Here is an 18,744-nt window from a genome sequence, read left to right on the forward strand (position 1 = left end):
AGCGTCGCGTTTCATGACAGCTAGCGCAGATCCCCTCGGGCCTATCCTCGCGCTCCCCGGCGTACGCGAGGTTGCCGAACGCTCGCGCGACGCCCTCGGTGCCGTGCACCGGCACAAGTCGAACCGCCGCGGGTGGCCGGCGTCGGCTGCCGAGGCCGCCGTGCGTGCGGCACGAGCGTCCGCGGGGATCGAGGGTGCGTCGCTGGACCTGCCTGCGGAGGGCGAATCGGCGGATCCGATTCTGGCCGGGGCACTTCGGGTGGCGCAGGCCTTGGACGGTGACTCGTTGCCGATCATGGTGACGACGTGGCAGCGGGCTCCGCTTCAGGCGCTCGCGCGTCTGCATCTTCTTGCGGCCGCCGACCTGGTGACCGATCACGAGGAGTTGGGACGTCCCCGCGGGGACGCGTCCGTCGCCGAGCGGCTGGGTCTGCTCGCCGACCTCGTGACCGGCGGCACCCGAGTTCCGGCGCCGATCGTCGCGGCCGTCGTACACGGGGAGTTGTTGTCGGTGAAGCCTTTCGGAACCGCGGACGGCGTCGTCGCGCGCGCGGCGTCACGACTGGTGGCGGCGTCGAGCGGACTCGATCCGCACAACCTCGGTGTTCCGGAGGTCAGCTGGTTGCGCCGAGTGGGCGCGTACCGCTCGGGCGCCGACGGGTTCGCCGCCGGCACCGAGCAGGGTGTCGGGAGTTGGGTGCTTCTGTGCTGCGGTTCGTTCGAAGCCGGTGCGACAGAAGCGCTCTCGATTGCCGATGCAGCGTCGGCCTCGTAACACGAAGACGGGCGGCGGAGCCGATGTAAGTCGACTTCGCCGCCCGTGAGCACGGACTATCCGGTTACCAGGCGTGCAGGGTGGGTTGTGGTGGAGACCTTCTCCACGAGGCCTCGGCGAAGTGGTCGAACAACTGCCGGTTCACGCCGACCGCTGCCCGAGTTTCGCAGGCCCACAACACTTGTGCCATTGTAGCGGCGAGCTACGCGTGGGTGCCTGATGTCCGTGCTGGGAAAGCCCGGCTGGGAGAGCGATCCTTCTCTTCCGGCCCGCTCTTGGCCTTCCGTCTTCCCGTGACTCATTTCTACCCTGTGACTCGCCTCACAGCAAGGGGTGGAACCTCAGCGTTTTCTGCGAATCAGGCCATAGGTTGCTGCACCTGCCGCGACGGCTGCGAGACCGACGGCCGCCGCGCCCGCCACGGTCCCGGACGAGGGTGTCTGAAAGCGCGCCCGCAGCGACACGGGGTTGGAGAACGTCAGAATCGGCCACCCGTTCGCCGCCGCTTCCTTGCGCAAACCGCGGTCGGGATTCACGGCGGTGGGATGCCCGACGGCTCCGAGCATCGGAAGGTCCGTGATCGAATCGGTATAGGCGTACGACCGTGCCAAGTCGTAGTGCTCGGTCGCCGCCAACGCTTCGATGGCCTCGACCTTTCCCGGTCCGTAGCAGTAGAAGTCGATCTCGCCGGTGTACTTGCCGTCCTCGACTTTCATGCGCGTGGCTGTGCTGTGGTCGGCCCCGAGCGCCTCGGCGATGGGGGAGACCACTTCCTCGCCCGACGCCGAGACGATTACCACGTCGTGGCCGCGCAACTTGTGGTCGGCAATGAGGTCTGCGGCTTCGGCGAACACCAGCGGATCGACGATGTCGTGCAACGTCTCCGCCACGATGGCGCGAATCTGCTCGACGTCCCAGCCGGCACTCATGTTGGCGATGTGGATCCGCATGCGTTCCATCTGATCGTGGTCCGCGCCGGACACCAGGAACAGGAACTGCGCGTAGCTGCTCTTGAGCACGGACCTGCGATTGATCAATCCCTGATCGAAGAACGGCTTGCTGAAGGCCAGCGTGCTCGACTTGGCAATGATCGTCTTGTCGAGGTCGAAGAACGCGGCGATACGCGTCGGCGTCGATCGGTCGGCTGTATCCACGTGTCTCAGAATAGGTGGGAGCCAATTCGATCCCTGCGAACAGTCCGAGGACGACGCGGCGAGAGGGCACTCGGGTGTATTCTCTTTCTTACCCGGACTCGATCCGGGTGTGTTCAGCCCGACCCCCCGGGGCTGAACGCCCGACGACCCCCGCCTCCTCCCCCCTTGGCGGGGGTCGTCCTCTAAACATCCCGTGCCATAGCGCAATTCGTAGTTTGCGCAAACACGGTTTTGCGCAAATCCCTGATTCATCCACAGGCCATTCCTTCATCCACAGGTAGCCGGTCGACCCCTGGCGCGGCGGATGCGGACCACGCAGGCTCGACTGGTGACCACATCCCGGACAGCAATGCTCGTGACGATCGACACCGCACTCGCGTCAGCAGTGCGCCGCGTCGCCGCAGCAGCGGACCGCCCCCTCGACGAGGCCGCGGAACTGTCCCGTCGGTCCCAATGGGACGAGCACACGATCGTCATGCTCGACGCGCCCGCGGCATTCTCCATTGTCGAACAACGACTCCCGCGTAGACCGGGAGTCGTTGTCGTGGCGGCGGGGGACGCGGGACTCGAGCACTGGAGAGCGGCGACCGCGGTGGGCGCCGAGCACGTCGTCGCTCTACCTGCCGACGAAGAATCCCTCGTCGCACTGCTCGCACAGTCGCGGGAGAATCACGGGCACGGCGACGGTGGAGTCATCGCCGTGGTGGGCGGGTGCGGCGGTGCAGGAGCGTCGACGTTCGCCGCCGCGTTGGCGTTGTACCCCTCGGCACGACGACGAATTCTGCTCGACGCGGACGGCGAAGGCGGCGGGCTCGATCTGGTCCTCGGGTGGGAGGACCGTAGCGGGCTGCGGTGGCCCGACCTCGTACTCGACGGAGGTCGCGTCGCGGCGGAGGCGCTGCACCACGCGCTTCCCGTCGACGACGGCCTGGCTCTGGTGTCGGTGTGCCGTGAGTCGTCGGCTGCGCTGTCTCCTCGCGCCGCGGCTGCCGTCGTCGACGCGGGACGGTCTGCCGGCGATCTCGTGGTGTGCGACGTTCCGCGGCACGTCGACGCGGTCGCGGACACGTTGATCGAATTCGCCGACCTCGTCGTGCTCGTGGTTCCCGCCCGGGTACGAGCCGGCGCCGCCGCAGGACCCGTCGCCCGACGACTGCGCGCGGCGAACGCGAACGTCGGGGTCGTGGTGCGCGGACCGTCACCGGGCGGACTCCGTGCCGCGGACATCGGGGAGATGGTGGACCTGCCTGTCCTCGTCGGCATGCGGCCGGAGCGCGGACTGGACGCCATGCTCGACCGAACGGGCCTGAATCTCGGCCGACGCTCGCATCTTGCGGCTGCCGCCGAGGCGGTCCTGTCGGCGTTCGGAGCCAAGCCCGTGTCCGGCGGGTGGCCCACATGAGCGGCTGGGTGTCTCCCGATCTGCTCGACCGCGTTCGTGACCGGCTCGCCGGATCGTCCGAGCCGCCGACGGCCGCGCTGTTGGCGGCGGCCGTGCGCACCGAGTCGGGCGGGATCCTCGGTGACACCGACCTCCTCGCAGCGCTGCACGTACTCGACACCGAGTTCACCGGTGCGGGACCGCTCGACGCGCTACTGCACGATCCCGGGGTGTCCGACGTGCTCGTCACCTCCGCGTCGCACGTATGGGTGGACCGCGGTGACGGTCTGGAACGAGCGTCGGTCACCTTCGCCGACGAAGCCGCGGTCCGGCGACTGGCTCAGCGTCTCGCGTTGTCTGCCGGGCGACGACTCGACGACGCACAACCCTGGGTCGACGGACGGCTGCCGGGAGTGGGAGCAGGCAGCTTCGGCGTTCGTCTGCACGCGATGCTCGCTCCCGTAGCGCAGGGCGGAACCTGTCTGTCGCTGCGTGTCCTGCGACCGGCTACTCAGGGTCTCGACGCGCTCGCCCGGGCCGGGACCGTGGAACCCGGCGCTCTCGTTCTCCTTCGCCGCATGGTGAGGGCGCGCGTTGCGTTCCTGGTGGTCGGCGGAACCGGCGCAGGAAAGACAACCCTCCTGGCCGCGCTGCTGGGCGAAGTGGACGCCGCCGAACGCATCATCTGCGTCGAGGACGCCGCCGAGTTGTCCCCGAATCATCCGCACGTGGTTCGGCTCGTCGCTCGCCCTCCGAACGTGGAGGGGGTCGGCGAGGTCACGGTGCGTGACCTGGTTCGCCAGGCCCTGCGGATGCGGCCGGACCGCATCGTGGTCGGCGAAGTTCGCGGCGCCGAAGTCGTGGATCTGTTGACGGCCATGAACACCGGTCACGACGGCGGCGCCGGCACGGTCCACGCCAATGCGACGGACGAGGTGCCCGCCCGACTCGAAGCGCTGGCGGCGCTGGGCGGATTGGATCGTGCGGCTCTGCACAGCCAGCTCGCTGCGGCCGTGCAGGTCGTTCTGCACGTGAATCGGTCCGCCTCCGGCAGCCGACGGTTGGTGCAGATCGCGGTGGTCGGCCGGGCGGCGGACGGTCTGGTGACCATCACACCGGCGTGGGACGGAACCGAACACGCCGCGGGCGCCGAACGGCTCGAGGCGCTGCTTCGCGCACGTGAGGCTCTGTCGTGACCGTTGCGATTCTGCTTGTTGCCGTGGCCGTTCTTTCGTGGCCCGTACACCAACGACGACTTGCGCCGGCGTCACGATCTCGGCCGGTGCCGCAGGTATCCGGCGCTCTGCTGGTGGTTCTCGGGTCGGTCACGGCGGCCGTCGTGGCGGGCATCTCCGTCGGTGTTGCCGCGGCTGCGGTAGGTGCGACGCTACGGCTGCGGCACCGACGACGTCTCGAATCCACCCGTCGTGCAGACGAATTGAAGGATCTGGTCACCGGACTCGACACCGTCATCGGTGAACTCGACGTCGGCGCACACCCCGCCGCAGCCTGCGAGTCCGCAGCGCAGGAATGTGCCGTGCCGACGGCTTTCGCAAGCGCTGCGGCTCGAGCGCGTCTCGGCGGGTCTGCCGCCGACGCCTTCGTGGTCGACGCGGGGCGCTGCTCGGTCGAGATCGGACGCATCGGAGCCGTGTGGCGGGTGGCCGAGGCGCACGGGCTGGCGCTCGCCGTGCTGCTCGACGCCGTGCGGACCGACCTGTTGGGGCGCAGGCGATTCGCGCGCCGCACCGAGGCATCGCTCGCGGGCGCCCGAGCCACCGCAGCCGTTCTCGCCGCGTTGCCGCTCGTCGGGATTGGACTCGGACAGATGATGGGGGCGTCACCGTTGACTGTCCTCTTCGGTGGCGGGCTCGGCGGCATCCTGCTGATGGTCGGCGCGGGGCTGGTGTGCGCCGGGTTGTTGTGGACCGACGCCATCACTGCGAAGGTCGCGAAATGACCTGGGCGTGCGTTCTTCTGGCGTCGGCGCTCCTGGCCCTTCCTGTGGCCGGACCGCGCAGCGTACGGGCCCTCGTTGTGGTCGACGCGACCGACGCTGCACCGCAACACGATCCGATGGCTATCGCCGGTGCCTTCGACCTTCTGTCCGCCTGTCTGCGTTCCGGGTCGACGCTGGCCGCCGCGGCATCGGCCGTTGCCCCCACTGCGCCCGAACCTCTGGCGTCGGCGCTCGCGCGTGGGGCACACCTACTCGAGCTCGGCGCCGATCCGGTGGTGGCATGGGAGAGCGTGGCCACCGACGCAGAAGGAGAAGCGTTGGCGCGCATGGCCAGGCGGTCGGCACGGTCCGGGTCGTCGTTGGCCGACGCGATCACCGAGCTCGCCGCCGAACGTCGGAACGGCGCGGAGGACGCTGCGGTGGCGGCGGCCGAGCGCGCCGGCGTCCTGATCGGTGGGCCACTGGGTCTGTGCTTTCTGCCCGCGTTCGTGTGCCTGGGCATCGTGCCGGTCGTGATCGGCCTGGCCCGAACAGTGTTGAGCGGCGGTCTGCTGTGACCGTGCCAGGAGAACTTCGGTGCGGATCGTCCGCGCCGAACATCGAGGGGGAGAACGACGATGAAGAATCTGAAGATGCGGCTGATGCTGTTGGCGGTGGAGGACGACGGAATGTCGACTGCGGAGTACGCGATCGGCACCATCGCCGCCGCGGCGTTCGGCGCGGTGCTGTACACGGTGGTCACGGGCGACAGCATCGTCTCGGCCCTGACGGGAATCATCGACAAGGCGCTGAACACTCAGACCTAGGAGCGGTGACCGTCGAAGCAGCGCTGGCGATCACGTCGATCATCGCGGTGGTGGTGCTGTGCCTGGGTGCGGTGTCGACGGTGACCGCGCACATCAGGTGCGTCGACGCCGCTCGGGAGGCCGCGCGACTGGCTGCGCGTGGTGACATCGTGTCCGCGTCGAGCGCTGCGGCAGCCGTCGCCCCGTCGGGTGCTCGCGTGGACATTCGGGACGACGGCATGCGTGTGGTCGCGAGAGTGATTGTGCCGTCGCTCTTCCCGTCGGTGGAGGTGTCGGCGGAAGCCGTGGCGATGAAGGAACCGTCGGATGCCGACGGCTGAGTTCTGCACGGACGACGAGGGCCTCGCTTCGATACTGGGGGCCTTCGTCGTCGCCGCCATCGTGGTGGTGACGGCGTTGGTGCTGTACACCGGTGGTGCGGTGGCTGCGCGTCATCGAGCGCAGTCTGCTGCCGACTTCGCCGCGCTCGCAGGGGCGAGCGCGCTGGACTCCGGGAATGTGGCGGGGTGTGATGCCGCGCGCGAGATGGCCGCCGCGAACGGTGCGGAGCTCGACGACTGCAGGGTCGAGGACTGGGATCTGCAGGTCCACGTTCACGTTCGAACGGCACTGTCTCGGTTCGGTGTTCGCGATGCGGTGGCGGTGTCGCGGGCGGGGCCGGTGGAGGGCTGACCCGAGAACCTCACGCCGTCGCCGCCCCCAACTCCACCAACAGCACCCCGGCCACGATCAGCCCGATCCCCGCGAGCATGCGCCTGGTGAGGGGTTCGCGGAACAGGAACTTCGATGCCACCGCGGTCAGGGCGACGCCGCAGGCCACCCAAATTCCGTAGGCCACTCCTAGAGCCAAACCTTGTCTGAGAACGCCGATCAGCCCGAGGAAGCCGCCCGCGTATCCCAGGACGACCAACACGTAGAACGGCTTGCGGCCGAGCGCCGCAACGCGCAGTGACAGCGTCGCCATCACTTCGCACAGGATGGCCGCGACGAGGAACACGTACGCCATCAGGGCGCCGCGGAGGTATGAGAGCCGTTCTCCACCAGGAGAACTCCCGCGATGATCAGTGCGATGCCGCAGAGCATCACCACGGTCAGCGCCTCACCGAAGATCAGGGCGGACAAGACAGCGGTGAGTGCGACACCGCTGGCTCCCCATATGCCGTACGCGACCCCGACGCCCATGCCGCGCGAGAGCACGACGGCGAGTCCGACGAACGCAGCCAGGTAACCGAGCACGACCACCCCGTACAGCCAGGGCTGAGTCTGAGCCCCTTTGAGGCACAGGGTCGCGGTCACCTCGGCGACGATGGCGCCGGCGAGGACGAGCCACGTGAGAGTGCCAGCAGCGCCGCTGCTCCGATCGTCCACGCATTGAGCGTATCGAGTGCCAGCCGCTCGCTGTATCCCGCGCCGATACCCCAGTGCCCTGGTGCGACGAAGGTAATTCCGCCGACGACGGACACCGCGGTACACGCGACGGTCCACCACCGCAGCGAGCCTCGATAGTCGACGGCGAGGGCGATCATCCCGGCCACTTGCAGGCCGAAGTGAACCTGCGCTGCCGACGCGTGGAGAACGGGAACGGTGTCGAGAGGGACGAAGCCGACGACGATCGTCGCCACGCCCGATGCTGCGACCAGGCCGTACCCCCACCGCGCGACGGTTCGAGCCGACTCCCGCGCGAGAAGCAGCGCACCTACGGCAGTCGCTGCACCGACGCCGACGAAGGTGGCGTTCATGACTGCGTGGTCGGGCGAGCACGCTTTCGCGCATGTGACTGCACCGAGGTCGCTGATGAGGTTGTCTCTGACCCGGTATGGAGTCGTCCAGGACGACGCGACGACCACCTGCAGCGGCCAGTACAGGGCGGTGGCCACCCACAGTGACAGAGCGGCCCGCCGAGGTTTCATCACATCACGCTACTGGTTGTCGCACATCTGTTGAGCGAGCATGATTGAGTGAAATATCTGTGACCTGGATGTACTGACAATCCACCGTACGAAGTGAGGGCTCGCATGTCGGCAATCGACAACGTGAAGGACGAGGCGAGGTCCCGGACGCGCTGGCTCGCCATGCACGGCTTCATCCGGTTTCTGGCCAAGCGGGGCGTGAAGATCAACGACCCGCAAGCCAAGCTGATCATGGATCCGGCCACGCGTGAGGATCCGAAGCCCGTCTACAAGCAGATTCGCGACACCGGCCCGGTCTACAAGTCTCGCGTCGTCTATCTGACCGTCGATCACAAAGTCGTCTTCGATCTTCTGCGCTCCGACGATTACCGCACCGTCGTTCAGGGCGCCAATCTTCCCAAGCCGCTGCGGGCGATCGAGAAGCGCACTCGAACCAGCGCGTTGCATCCGTTGGCGCCGCCGTCGTTGCTGTCGGTCGAGCCGCCGTCGCACACCCGCTATCGCAAGGTCGTGTCCTCCGTGTTCACGGTGCGAGCGGTGAATCAGATGCGAGATCGCCTGCAGGTGACGGCGGATCAGCTTCTCGACGAGCTCGCGGCCAGTGGTGTCGGCACGGTGGACATCGTCGACGCGTACTGCTCCAAGCTTCCGGTCGCCGTCATCAGCGACATTCTCGGTGTCCCTCCCGAGGACCGTGACCGCATCCTGCAATTCGGCGAACTTGCCGCTCCCAGTCTGGATTTCGGCCTGTCCTGGAAACAGTTTCGACTGGTCGAGAAGGGACTTCGCGGCTTCGACGAATGGCTCGCGGGCCACATCGAATACCTTCGCGCCAACCCGGGCGACAACCTGATGAGCGAGTTGATCGCGTCGTCCGACGACGGCGTGTTCCTCGACAACCGCGAACTGCGCGCCACGGCCGGCCTCGTTCTCGCCGCCGGCTTCGAGACGACGGTGAATCTGCTGGGCAGCGGAATCGATCTGCTCATGAAGAACCCCGATCAGCTCGCGCGGCTCATGGAGGATCCGACGTTGTGGCCGAACGCGATCGACGAGATGCTTCGGCTGGAGTCGCCCGTTCAGATGACTGCGCGGGTGTCGAAGCATCCGGTCGAACTCGAAGGCCATTCACTCGGTGCAGGCAGCACCGTGGTGTGCGTTCTGGCCGGAGCCAATCGGGATCCCAATGTATTCGACGATCCCGACGCGTTCGATGTCGGCCGCTCGAACTCGAACAAGCACCTGTCCTTCTCCGGTGGTCGGCACTTCTGCCTCGGCGCGGCTCTGGCGCGAGCGGAAAGCGAAGTGGCACTTCGTACTCTGTTCGGGCGCTTCCCCCACCTGTCGTCCGCCGGCGCCGGAGTTCAGCGCGACACGCGCGTGCTGCGCGGATACCTCTCGCTGCCGGTCCATCTCGGTGAACCGGCGACGATCGACGCCTAGCTACCTATCGCGGTGAGGACGGCGTCGAGCACTCGCACGGCGCCGTCCTTGTCGAGCGGCTCGTTTCCGTTGCCGCACTTGGGAGACTGGACGCAGGACGGGCACCCGCTCGCGCACTCGCACGAGGAAATGGCCTCGCGTGTGGCGCCGAGCCACTCGCCGATGACGGCGTGACCGCGGTCGGCGAAACCTGCGCCGCCGTCGTATCCGTCGTAGACGAACACCGTGGGCAAGCCGGTGTCCTGGTGCAAGGCGGTCGACACGCCGCCGATGTCCCAGCGATCGCACGTCGCGACCAGCGGTAGCAGGCCGATAGCGGCGTGCTCGGCGGCGTGCAGCGATCCGGGGAACCGTGCGGGCTCGATCCCGCTGGCCTCCAACAACTCCGGGCTGATGGTGTACATGACGGCGCGGGTGTTCAGACGCTGGACGGGCATGTCGAGATCGACCGAGTCGAGCACCTCGCCGGACGGGAGCCGGCGCAGGTAGCTCACCACCTGATGGCTCACCTCCACCTGCACCAGGGCGACGGTCACGTCGCCGTAGTCACGAACGTGGTGGACGTCGTCGATGAGAATTTCGGTGACTTCTCGCGCCGATGTCGTCCACTCCGGTTCCTCCGGATGGACGATCGCGAGATGGTCGTCGAAGTCGAGAGAGTCGACGACGAACGTCTCGCCCTGGTGAATGTGCACCGCACCGGGGTGGGTGGTGGCTGGGGCGCGGCCGCCGTCGACGGTACCCAGGACGCGACCGCTGTGTCCGTCGACGATGGAGATCTGTGATCCGATTCCTCCCCGGATGTCCACGGCGGCATGGGGAGTGGCGCCCGCGGTCACATGCCACCCGTGTCGGCGTCGGCGGATCGCTCCCTGCTCGGCCAAGGACGCGACGACGGCTTCCGCGTGCCACTGGGTCACCTCCGCGTCGGTCAGCGGAAGTTCCAGAGCGGCGCACAGCACCTGTGGGCCCAGTACGTACGGGTTGGTGGGATCGGTGATGGTCGCTTCGATCGGCTTGTCCAACAACGCCGCCGGGTGATGCACGAGGTAGGTGTCGAGCGGGTCGTCGCGTCCGACGAGGATCACCAGGGAGCCCTGCCCACGTCGACCGGACCGACCGGCCTGTTGCCAGAAGGAGGCGACGGTACCGGGAAATCCGGCGACGACCACCGCGTCGAGTCCGGCGATGTCGATACCGAGTTCGAGCGCGTTCGTCGTCGCCACTCCGAGCAGCCGGCCGTCGGACAGCGAGCGTTCGAGAGCCCGGCGGTCCTCGGCGAGGTAACCGGCTCGATACGCGGCAATGCGTTCGGGGAGTTCGCGATCGACGTCGGCGAGCAATCGCTGCGCGCCGAGCGCAGCGAGCTCTGCCCCGCGGCGTGATCGGACGAACGTCAGGGTTCGCGCACCTTCCACCACGAGGTCGGCCATGATGCGCGCGGCCTCGGATCCGGCGGCGCGCCGCACCGGCGCACCGTTCTCGCCGGTGATGTCGAGCAGTGGGGGCTCCCAGAGCGCGATGGTGCGCGGGCCGTGCGGTGATCCGTCGTCGGTGATCTCCGCGCAGTCCATTCCGATCAGACGCGACGCTGCCGCACCGGGTTCGGACGCGGTCGCACTGGCGAGAACGAACACCGGATTGCCCCCGTAGCGCGCGACGAGTCGACGCAGTCGGCGGATCACCAGGGCAACGTTGGATCCGAAAATGCCTCGGTAGGAATGGCATTCGTCGATCACGACGTACGCGAGGTTGCGGAAGAAGTGTGCCCAGCGCTGGTGTCCCTGCAGCAGCGAGATGTGCAGCATGTCCGGGTTGGTGAAGATCCACCGCGAGTTCGCGCGGGCCCACTGCCTGACCTCGAGGGGAGTGTCGCCGTCGTAGTCGCTGGGCCAGATGGGCGGAAGGGCCTGATCGGCGAGCGCGTCGGTCAGGTCGGTCGCGGCCGTCAACTGGTCTGCCCCCAGGGCTTTCGTGGGCGCGAGGTACAGCGCGGTGGCACGCGGATCGGCGGACAGCGTCGTCAGGATCGGCATGCGGTACGCCAACGACTTTCCCGATGCGGTTCCAGTGGAGACGACCACGTTGGTGCCCTCCCACACCAGATTCGCCGCGTCGGCCTGATGGGTCCACGGCGCCGGAATGCCGCTCTCGACGAAGACTCGCTCGATGTCGCTCGGCAGCCACTGCGGCCAAGGGGCGTAACGGGACTCGCGACCGGGCAGCTCGGCGGTGAAGGTCAGTGGAGATTCGCCCGACGGGGTGCCCGCGAGTGCCCGGCCGAGAAGCATGCCGCCGAACGATTCGGTGGAATGCGGGGCAGTCACGGGAATGTCGGTCTCGATTCTGTGATCGTAGGGGTGTTTCGATGGTATCCAGCAGGACTGTCGGACAGCTTTTCGTGCTGGTCAGGGCCGATTTTGTTGAATGTTCCAGTTGGACAAGCGTTCAAGATCAAGTTTTTTCCGAAAAGTCTGTTCTCCGACTGTTGCACGGGCGTTTGACGTGGTTGACTTAGCCCCGGTCGCAGTTTCTGTGTTCGCGTAAAAGCTCGCAGGATCTATTGTTGCGAGCGCCGTGCTTGGAAGCTCTGCCCGACGGGGGTGTCGAATCCTGAGGGGGAATCAAAAGTACTGCGGTCGGAACCGGCCCGATGAGCTGTAAGTGCCGTTCATCGCATCCGGTGTACAAGAAGAAGGATAGACAAGCATGGCACAGGGAACTGTGAAGTGGTTCAACGCCGAAAAGGGCTTCGGCTTCATCGCACCCGAGGACGGCTCAGCTGACGTCTTCGTTCACTACTCCGAGATCCAGGGCAGCGGCTTCCGCACCCTCGAGGAGAACCAGCGCGTGGAGTTCGAGGTCGGACAGGGCACCAAGGGCCCGCAGGCCACTGGCGTTCGCGCGGTCTGATCGACCCCTCTCGTCCCCCGTCACCGTTCGCGGTGGCGGGGGACGAGTCGTTTGTGGTGCAGAACCTGATCATGGTGACCTAGGGTCGGCCTGTGGGTCAGCTGTCCTTCTTCTCCGCCGAATCGGTGCCGCCTGCGGCCACCGATCTCAGCGGGCTGTTGGCAGGACCCGGCCAACTCGTCACCGTCGCGGGCACGGGCAGCCCGGAGGGCGGTCGCTCTGTCACGGGCAGCCCGGAGGGCGGTCGCTCTGTCACGGGCAGCCCGGAGGGCGGTCGCTCTGTCAAGGCGCGCATCTCGGTGGTCGTCGACGACGACTACCGCGCCCACGCCATCGCCGACATGATCGAGGAGACCGGCCTCGACGCCGAGATCACCCGATCCGAGGAGGACCGCCCACTGGTCCGAACAGGCGCGGTGGCGGATCTGCGGGCGCTGGCAACACAGTGGACCAAGGGTGCGGTCAAGTCCGTGCCCGCCGGATGGGTACCGGGGCCGCGGGAGCTGCGCGGCTGGGTACTGGCGTCCGGTCGCATCGAGGCGGGCGGCGAGCGTTTCGTGCTCGGTCTCGATCCCCACGCGCCCGACACGCACTCCACGCTCGTCCAGGCGCTGATGAGAGCGGGCATCGCGCCCACCCTGGTGGGCTCACGCGGCACGACGCCGGCGTTGCGCATCACCGGCCGCCGCCGGTTGACCAGACTGCTCGAGAACATCGGTGATCCGCCTCCGGGCGCCGAAAACGCAGGTGGCTGGCCACGGGTCTAGGGCCGGTTCGTCGGCTTCGTGACGTACGGTGCTGCGCGGTAGCAGGTGTTGGCCGTGGTTGTATGTCAGTCTGTAGGCAGTGGTCGCAGGTGGATCTGCGCCAAGAAGACGGTTTTTCGGGAAGGTTCGGCACCAGGTGGCAGCAGGGGACAACAAGACGAGCGGTTCGACGGGATCTGGCGACGTGCGCCGTCTCGTCATCGTCGAGTCACCCACGAAGGCCAAGAAGATCGCCCCGTATCTCGGTAAGAACTATGTGGTCGAGGCCTCGGTGGGCCATATCCGTGACCTCCCGCGCGGTGCTGCCGACGTCCCCGCCAAGTACAAGGGCGAGTCCTGGGCGCGTCTCGGCGTCGATGTCGACCACGATTTCGAGGCTCTCTACGTGGTGAGCCCCGAGAAGAAGGGAAAGGTGGCCGAGCTCAAGTCGCTCCTGAAGGACGCCGACGAGCTCTACCTCGCCACCGACCCCGACCGCGAGGGTGAAGCCATCGCCTGGCACCTCCTCGAGACGCTCAAGCCCAAGGTGCCGGTACGCCGGATGGTCTTCCACGAGATCACCGAGCCCGCCATTCTCGCCGCTGCGGAGGACACCCGCGATCTGGACACCGACCTGGTCGACGCCCAGGAAACGCGACGCATCCTCGACCGCCTGTACGGCTACGAGGTCAGTCCGGTGCTGTGGAAGAAGGTCATGCCGAAGCTGTCGGCCGGCCGAGTCCAGTCCGTCGCCACGCGCGTCATCGTGCAGCGCGAGCGCGAGCGCATGGCGTTCCGCACCGCGTCCTACTGGGACATCTCTGCTCAGCTCGACGCCGGCGAGTCGGCGTCCCCGCGCAGCTTCGGTGCGCGCCTGGTGAACGTCGACGGCAACCGGGTGGCGTCCGGCCGCGATTTCGGTGCCGACGGCTTGCTCAAGTCCGACGGCGTGACCGTGCTCGACGAGGCCCATGCCCGACGGTTGGCCGAGGCACTCGACGGTGTCGATCTCACCGTCGCGTCGGCGGAGAGCAAGCCGTACACGCGCCGTCCGTACCCGCCGTTCATGACCTCGACGCTGCAGCAGGAGGCGGGCCGCAAACTGCGTATGTCCTCCGAGCGCACCATGCGCATCGCGCAGCGGCTGTACGAGAACGGCTACATCACCTACATGCGTACCGACTCGACGAACCTGTCGGCGTCGGCCATCGACGCTGCTCGCCGTCAGGCCGGGGAGCTGTACGGGCCCGAGTACGTCCACGACACCCCTCGGCAGTACACCCGCAAGGTCAAGAACGCCCAGGAAGCGCACGAGGCCATTCGCCCCGCGGGCGACTCGTTCGCGACTCCGGGTCAGCTGCACAGCAACCTCGACACCGACGAATTCCGTCTGTACGAGCTGATCTGGCAGCGCACCGTCGCCTCGCAGATGGCCGATGCACGCGGAACGACTCTCTCCCTGCGTATTTCGGGTACGGCCGGAACCGGCGAAGAGTGCACCTTCGCCGCCTCGGGCCGCACCATCACGTTCGCCGGCTTCCTCAAGGCCTACGTGGAGAGCGTCGACGATCAGGCCGGTGGCCAGTCCGACGACGCCGAGTCGCGACTTCCCGTGTTGGAGAAGGGGCAAGCGGTCACCGCGACGCAGCTCGATCCCGACGGTCACACCACCAACCCGCCCGCCCGCTTCACCGAGGCGTCGCTCATCAAGACGCTCGAGGAGCTGGGAATCGGTCGCCCGTCGACGTACTCGTCGATCATCAAGACCATCCTGGACCGCGGATACGTCTACAAACGCGGTAGCGCTCTGGTGCCGGCGTGGGTCGCGTTTGCCGTAACCGGTTTGCTGGAAGCGCATTTCGGCCGTCTGGTCGACTTCGACTTCACCGCGGGCATGGAGGACGACCTCGACGCCATCGCCGGTGGACGCGAGCAGCGTGGGCACTGGCTGTCGGGCTTCTACTTCGGCGGCGACTCCGGAGTCGAAGGGTCCGTTGCTCGTTCGGGCGGTCTGAAGAAGATGGTGGGGGAGAACCTCGAGGAGATCGACGCTCGCGAGATCAACTCCATCCGCTTGTTCGACGACGACCAGGGTCGCGAAATCCACGTTCGGGTAGGACGTTTCGGTCCGTACCTCGAGCGGATGGTGAAGAACGACGACGATCCGGACGGCGATCCGATCTCGCAGCGCGCGAACCTTCCCGACGATCTGCCGCCGGACGAGCTCACCCTCGAATACGCCGAGAAGCTGTTCTCGACTCCGCAAGAGGGTCGCAAGCTGGGCACCGACCCGGACACCGGTCACGAAATCGTCGCCAAGGAAGGTCGATTCGGTCCGTACGTGACCGAGATCCTTCCGGACCCGGAAGTGCCCGAGTCGCAGCCGGACCCGGTGCCGGACATCGTCCCCGTGGACGATTCGTCGGGCGGCGGCGGCACGGCCACCAAGGTGAGGGCACCCGCGAAGAAGGCGGCCAAGAAGGCCGCTGCCGCGGTCAAACCCCGCACCGGTTCACTGCTCAAGTCCATGGACCTTGCGACCGTCACCCTCGACGACGCACTCAAGCTCCTGTCGCTGCCGCGCGTCGTCGGCGTCGACCCGGAAACCAAGGAAGAGATCACCGCGCAGAACGGCCGGTACGGCCCATACCTCAAGCGCGGCACGGACTCTCGCTCCCTCGCCACGGAGGACCAGATCTTCACGGTCACCCTGGAGGAGGCCCTGAAGATCTACTCCGAGCCGAAACGACGCGGCGGGCAGGGCGCGGCCAAGCCGCCGCTGCGCGAGCTCGGGGTCGACACGGTCAGCGGACAGCCCATGGTGATCAAGGACGGCCGCTTCGGCCCCTACGTCACCGACGGCGAGGCCAACGCGAGCCTGCGCAAGGGTGACGAGGTTGCGACCATCACGGACGAGCGGGCCATGGAACTGCTCGCCGACCGTCGCGCCCGCGGCCCGGTGAAGAAGAAGGCCACCAAGAAGGCGCCGGCCAAGAAGGCGCCCGCGAAGAAGACGGCGGCGAAGAAGACACCAGCCAAGAAGACGGCTGCCAAGAAGACCACGGCAGCCAAGAAGACGTCAGCAGCGAAGAAGGCGCCGGCCAAAAAGGCGCCGGCCAAGAAGACAGCGGCCGAGAAGACGGACTCGACGCAGGACTGAGGGGAACTGCTGACAGCCACTGCGTTCCGGCGAACCGTTCTCGCTCGGATCGCTGCGCCGCTGTAGAGGATTCAGGCGTTCCCGGATGGGACAGCTGCTCCGCCACGAGGATCGACGCTCACGGCCATGCGACCGATTGCGTCGGCGATGATCTCCGGGGAGGTGCCGATGTTCATGCGCGCCCAGCCGTGTCCGGGGTCGCCGAACCTCGGACCGTTGCTCAGTTTCACTCCGGCGCGGGCAAGGAAGATCTCGGCGGGGTCGCCGTCGAGTCCGAGTTCGCGGCAGTCGAGCCAGGCGAAGTAGGACGCGTCTCCGGGGGCGTACCCGACGGCGGGGAGTGCGTGGGCGAGGGCGTCGGATGTCACCTGCGTGTTGTGTTGGAGTTCGCGGAGGAGACGGTCGAGCCAGGGCTCCGAGTCTCGATAGGCTGCGATCGAGGCTGTGACACCGAGATGCCCCACTGCCCAGGCAACTTGATCGCTGAACGTCGGCAGGTCGTGACCTACGAGAAGTCCGCACTTGAGGCCGGCGATATTCCATGCCTTGGATGCACTGTGCGCGGCTATCGCACTGCTCCCTGCAACGGACAGGTACGGCGTGAACGTGTTGCCGGGCAACGTGAGTGGCGCGTGGATCTCGTCCGAGATCACACGGACGCCGTAGCGATCGGCGAGGCCTGCCAGAGCGATCAGTTCGTCTGCGCTGTGCACGGTTCCGGTGGGGTTGTGGGGGTTGGCGAGCAGCATCGTTCGGGTTCCGGCCCGCATCGAGTCCTCGATACCTTCGAGGTCCAGCCGCCCGCCGCGTTCGACGTCGAGGAGCGGTACTGCGACCGGGTGGACCCCCGACGACAGGAAGTAGGAGAAGAAGGACTGATAGACCGGCGTGGTGACGATGACGCCGTCGCCGGGGGTGCACACGTGTCGGAGCGTGTCGGTGAGTGCAACGCCGACGTCGGTGAAGGGAATCACGCGCTGTGTGACCCGCCAATCCCATCGCCGCTCGGCGAAGTCGCCGAACACGGCGGGCAATGCGCTGTCGTGCGGGGCGTAGCCGGTGTCCGATCGATCGATGGCGGCATGTAGGGCGTCGGCAATCGGTCGAGCCAGGATGGTGTCCATCTCTCCGACCCACATCGGGAGTATTCCGTCGGCGTGGGCGCCTTCCCATTTGGCGCTCGATCGAGTGGAGTACAGCTCGTCGAGTCGGGATCGAAGAATCGGCGAGTGATCGGTGGCGTCGGGCACCGACTCACCATATGTCGCCGCCGGGCGTCGATCCATCAGCGGCGCACTTTGACTCGATACATCGCAAAGTCTGCGCGCCTGACCAATTCGTCCAGATCGGGGGGCATGGGGCCGGGGACCCACACGGCCACTCCGACGCTCACCGACACTTCGGCCGTCGAGAGTCCCTCGGACGCTTCGGTTCCCCGTTCGATGGCTTCCGCGCGGCCGACGCCGGGCAGCACGACCACGAATTCGTCGCCACCGACCCGGGCGAGGATGTGCTCGGTGTCGAACGTGGACGTCAGAACGGTCGAGAGCCGGAGCAAGGCCGCGTCTCCGGCCTCGTGTCCCGCGCGGTCGTTGATCTGTTTCAGGCCGTCCACATCGAGATACAGAACGCTGACGGGCAGCGCCGCTTTCACGCACGACTCCAAGGCGGCGGCGGCGCGCCTCTGCATTCCGCGCCGATTGAGAAGCCCGGTCAGGTCGTCTCGATGGGACAACGAGTCGGCGTGTGCGCGGGCCTCGTCGACGGCACGGTACCTGGCCCACAGCAATGCGATGGTCTTGAACCGAACGTAGTGGATCACGGCTACCACCAGCACCGTGCGGAGCATCGAGATGACGAATGTGACGACGTCCACCCCGGTGCCGAATGCCAGTGCGATCGCCGTCCAGGCGAGCATGGCTGCCGCAGTGAGGACCACGACGTGCGCACGACGTTGCAGCACGGCCGCGAACGCCAGCACCGCCAGGACGAGCCCGAAGGCCGGGTAGGCAGAGCGCGCACCGGCGTACGCGATGGTGGGGCTTGCGACTATGACGATCGCCGCGATGAGTGTCACGACATCGGTGTGACGATAGAACCAGGTGGCGGCGCTCGTGTGGAGAGCGTAGAAAGTGCCGGCGGCGATGACCGCCACCACAAGGGTGAACGATTTCGACCACCACGGGAAGTCGAAATCGCTGCCGGTCATCATCCAGGCGAACACGGCTACGAAGATGACGCTGCAGATGCCTGCGATGCCGGACAGCGACTCGACGATGACGAGATCGGAGCGGACCGGATCGTTCTCGTAGGCAGTGCCGCGCCAGAGCCGACGGCTGCGACGGACGGCAGCTACCCACGAAGGTACTGGGGGCTTCTTCACGTCCTCGATGACCGTCCTGTCGAATGGCCCCCACACCGTGTTCGACACACAATCTACCTTGCCTCGGCCGCTCGCTGTGTTCGATCACCTACCGCCTGCGGGCCACGAAGGTC

General features: G+C 67.1%; 19 protein-coding genes. 12 read left to right on the forward strand and 7 right to left on the reverse strand.

Annotated features, from left to right (window positions below; all coding sequences use genetic code 11):
- Positions 1–13: 13 nt before the first annotated feature.
- Positions 14–775, forward strand: coding sequence for a Fic family protein (locus tag AC59JP_RS12550; RefSeq protein ID WP_497326097.1), 762 nt, complete (start codon positions 14–16; stop codon positions 773–775).
- Positions 776–1,116: 341 nt separating this feature from the next.
- Here the strand turns inward: AC59JP_RS12550 and AC59JP_RS12555 are convergent, their stop codons facing one another.
- Positions 1,117–1,938 carry an HAD-IB family hydrolase gene (locus AC59JP_RS12555; RefSeq protein ID WP_497326493.1) on the reverse strand — a complete coding sequence of 274 codons (822 nt, stop codon included), beginning with the start codon at positions 1,936–1,938 and terminating at the stop codon, positions 1,117–1,119.
- Positions 1,939–2,257: 319 nt separating this feature from the next.
- On the opposite strand from AC59JP_RS12555, the gene ssd reads away from it, so the two are divergent.
- Genes ssd through AC59JP_RS12590 form a run of 7 tightly spaced genes read left to right on the forward strand, consistent with a single transcriptional unit; the run spans position 2,258 to position 6,748 of the window.
- A complete protein-coding gene (ssd, locus tag AC59JP_RS12560) occupies positions 2,258–3,331 on the forward strand; it encodes a septum site-determining protein Ssd (RefSeq protein ID WP_497326098.1) in 1,074 nt (357 codons plus the stop codon).
- A complete protein-coding gene (locus AC59JP_RS12565; RefSeq protein ID WP_497326099.1) occupies positions 3,328–4,506 on the forward strand; it encodes a TadA family conjugal transfer-associated ATPase in 1,179 nt (392 codons plus the stop codon). Before ssd ends, AC59JP_RS12565 begins: the two co-directional genes overlap by 4 nt.
- Positions 4,503–5,270, forward strand: a complete 768-nt coding sequence (locus AC59JP_RS12570; protein ID WP_497326100.1) for a secretion protein F — start codon at positions 4,503–4,505, stop codon at positions 5,268–5,270. Before AC59JP_RS12565 ends, AC59JP_RS12570 begins: the two co-directional genes overlap by 4 nt.
- The gene (locus AC59JP_RS12575) at positions 5,267–5,827 is read left to right on the forward strand and encodes a type II secretion system F family protein (RefSeq protein ID WP_497326101.1); all 561 of its coding nucleotides are present in this window, start codon (positions 5,267–5,269) and stop codon (positions 5,825–5,827) included. The genes AC59JP_RS12570 and AC59JP_RS12575 overlap by 4 nt, the downstream gene beginning before the upstream one ends.
- A 60-nt stretch (positions 5,828–5,887) precedes the next feature.
- Positions 5,888–6,076 carry a DUF4244 domain-containing protein gene (locus AC59JP_RS12580; RefSeq protein ID WP_497326102.1) on the forward strand — a complete coding sequence of 63 codons (189 nt, stop codon included), beginning with the start codon at positions 5,888–5,890 and terminating at the stop codon, positions 6,074–6,076.
- 5 nt (positions 6,077–6,081) lie between these two features.
- A complete protein-coding gene (locus AC59JP_RS12585) occupies positions 6,082–6,396 on the forward strand; it encodes a TadE family type IV pilus minor pilin (RefSeq protein WP_497326103.1) in 315 nt (104 codons plus the stop codon).
- Complete coding sequence (locus tag AC59JP_RS12590) at positions 6,383–6,748, forward strand: Rv3654c family TadE-like protein (protein ID WP_497326104.1); 366 nt, start codon at positions 6,383–6,385, stop codon at positions 6,746–6,748. Before AC59JP_RS12585 ends, AC59JP_RS12590 begins: the two co-directional genes overlap by 14 nt.
- Before the next feature lie 10 nt (positions 6,749–6,758).
- On the opposite strand, the gene AC59JP_RS12595 is transcribed toward AC59JP_RS12590, so the two are convergent.
- Genes AC59JP_RS12595 through AC59JP_RS12605 form a run of 3 tightly spaced genes read right to left on the reverse strand, consistent with a single transcriptional unit; the run spans position 6,759 to position 7,986 of the window.
- Positions 6,759–7,082, reverse strand: a complete 324-nt coding sequence (locus AC59JP_RS12595) for a DMT family transporter (protein ID WP_497326105.1) — start codon at positions 7,080–7,082, stop codon at positions 6,759–6,761.
- Positions 7,082–7,372 (reverse strand): DMT family transporter, encoded by a 291-nt coding sequence (locus AC59JP_RS12600; protein ID WP_497326106.1) that lies wholly within the window; start codon positions 7,370–7,372, stop codon positions 7,082–7,084. The genes AC59JP_RS12595 and AC59JP_RS12600 overlap by 1 nt, the downstream gene beginning before the upstream one ends.
- On the reverse strand, positions 7,369–7,986 hold the full coding sequence (locus AC59JP_RS12605) for a DUF998 domain-containing protein (RefSeq protein WP_497326107.1): 618 nt from the start codon (positions 7,984–7,986) through the stop codon (positions 7,369–7,371). The genes AC59JP_RS12600 and AC59JP_RS12605 overlap by 4 nt, the downstream gene beginning before the upstream one ends.
- Before the next feature lie 105 nt (positions 7,987–8,091).
- On the opposite strand from AC59JP_RS12605, the gene AC59JP_RS12610 reads away from it, so the two are divergent.
- A complete protein-coding gene (locus AC59JP_RS12610; RefSeq protein WP_497326108.1) occupies positions 8,092–9,429 on the forward strand; it encodes a cytochrome P450 in 1,338 nt (445 codons plus the stop codon).
- Here AC59JP_RS12610 and AC59JP_RS12615 read toward each other — a convergent pair.
- Positions 9,426–11,720 carry a DEAD/DEAH box helicase gene (locus AC59JP_RS12615; protein ID WP_497326494.1) on the reverse strand — a complete coding sequence of 765 codons (2,295 nt, stop codon included), beginning with the start codon at positions 11,718–11,720 and terminating at the stop codon, positions 9,426–9,428. The two genes, AC59JP_RS12610 and AC59JP_RS12615, sit on opposite strands and share 4 nt — an antisense overlap.
- Positions 11,721–12,138: 418 nt before the next feature.
- Here AC59JP_RS12615 and AC59JP_RS12620 point away from each other — a divergent pair, with 418 nt between their 5' ends.
- The 3 genes from AC59JP_RS12620 (at position 12,139) to topA (ending at position 16,248) form a co-directional block, all read left to right on the forward strand.
- Positions 12,139–12,342 carry a cold-shock protein gene (locus AC59JP_RS12620; RefSeq protein ID WP_005248460.1) on the forward strand — a complete coding sequence of 68 codons (204 nt, stop codon included), beginning with the start codon at positions 12,139–12,141 and terminating at the stop codon, positions 12,340–12,342.
- 92 nt (positions 12,343–12,434) lie between these two features.
- Positions 12,435–13,109, forward strand: a complete 675-nt coding sequence (locus AC59JP_RS12625) for a hypothetical protein (protein ID WP_497326109.1) — start codon at positions 12,435–12,437, stop codon at positions 13,107–13,109.
- Positions 13,110–13,245: 136 nt separating this feature from the next.
- Positions 13,246–16,248 (forward strand): type I DNA topoisomerase, encoded by a 3,003-nt coding sequence (gene topA, locus AC59JP_RS12630; protein WP_497326110.1) that lies wholly within the window; start codon positions 13,246–13,248, stop codon positions 16,246–16,248.
- Positions 16,249–16,319: 71 nt separating this feature from the next.
- Here topA and AC59JP_RS12635 read toward each other — a convergent pair whose 3' ends face one another.
- Positions 16,320–17,498, reverse strand: coding sequence for a MalY/PatB family protein (locus AC59JP_RS12635; RefSeq protein WP_497326111.1), 1,179 nt, complete (start codon positions 17,496–17,498; stop codon positions 16,320–16,322).
- Positions 17,499–17,533: 35 nt separating this feature from the next.
- Positions 17,534–18,679, reverse strand: coding sequence for a GGDEF domain-containing protein (locus tag AC59JP_RS12640; protein WP_497326112.1), 1,146 nt, complete (start codon positions 18,677–18,679; stop codon positions 17,534–17,536).
- Between the last annotated feature and the right edge of the window lie 65 nt (positions 18,680–18,744).

The sequence above is a fragment of the Rhodococcus sp. 320_ES genome (assembly GCF_059691855.1).

Excerpts from the sequence above, each read along its gene's own strand:
- AC59JP_RS12550 (WP_497326097.1), top strand. The coding sequence starts at position 14 with ATGACAGCTAGCGCAGATCCCCTCGGGCCTATCCTCGCGCTCCCCGGC.
- AC59JP_RS12565 (WP_497326099.1), top strand. The coding sequence starts at position 3,328 with ATGAGCGGCTGGGTGTCTCCCGATCTGCTCGACCGCGTTCGTGACCGG.
- AC59JP_RS12575 (WP_497326101.1), top strand. The coding sequence starts at position 5,267 with ATGACCTGGGCGTGCGTTCTTCTGGCGTCGGCGCTCCTGGCCCTTCCT.
- AC59JP_RS12580 (WP_497326102.1), top strand. The coding sequence starts at position 5,888 with ATGAAGAATCTGAAGATGCGGCTGATGCTGTTGGCGGTGGAGGACGAC.
- AC59JP_RS12590 (WP_497326104.1), top strand. The coding sequence starts at position 6,383 with ATGCCGACGGCTGAGTTCTGCACGGACGACGAGGGCCTCGCTTCGATA.
- AC59JP_RS12595 (WP_497326105.1), bottom strand. The coding sequence starts at position 7,082 with ATGGCGTACGTGTTCCTCGTCGCGGCCATCCTGTGCGAAGTGATGGCG.
- AC59JP_RS12605 (WP_497326107.1), bottom strand. The coding sequence starts at position 7,986 with ATGAAACCTCGGCGGGCCGCTCTGTCACTGTGGGTGGCCACCGCCCTG.
- AC59JP_RS12610 (WP_497326108.1), top strand. The coding sequence starts at position 8,092 with ATGTCGGCAATCGACAACGTGAAGGACGAGGCGAGGTCCCGGACGCGC.
- AC59JP_RS12615 (WP_497326494.1), bottom strand. The coding sequence starts at position 11,720 with ATGCTTCTCGGCCGGGCACTCGCGGGCACCCCGTCGGGCGAATCTCCA.
- AC59JP_RS12620 (WP_005248460.1), top strand. The coding sequence starts at position 12,139 with ATGGCACAGGGAACTGTGAAGTGGTTCAACGCCGAAAAGGGCTTCGGC.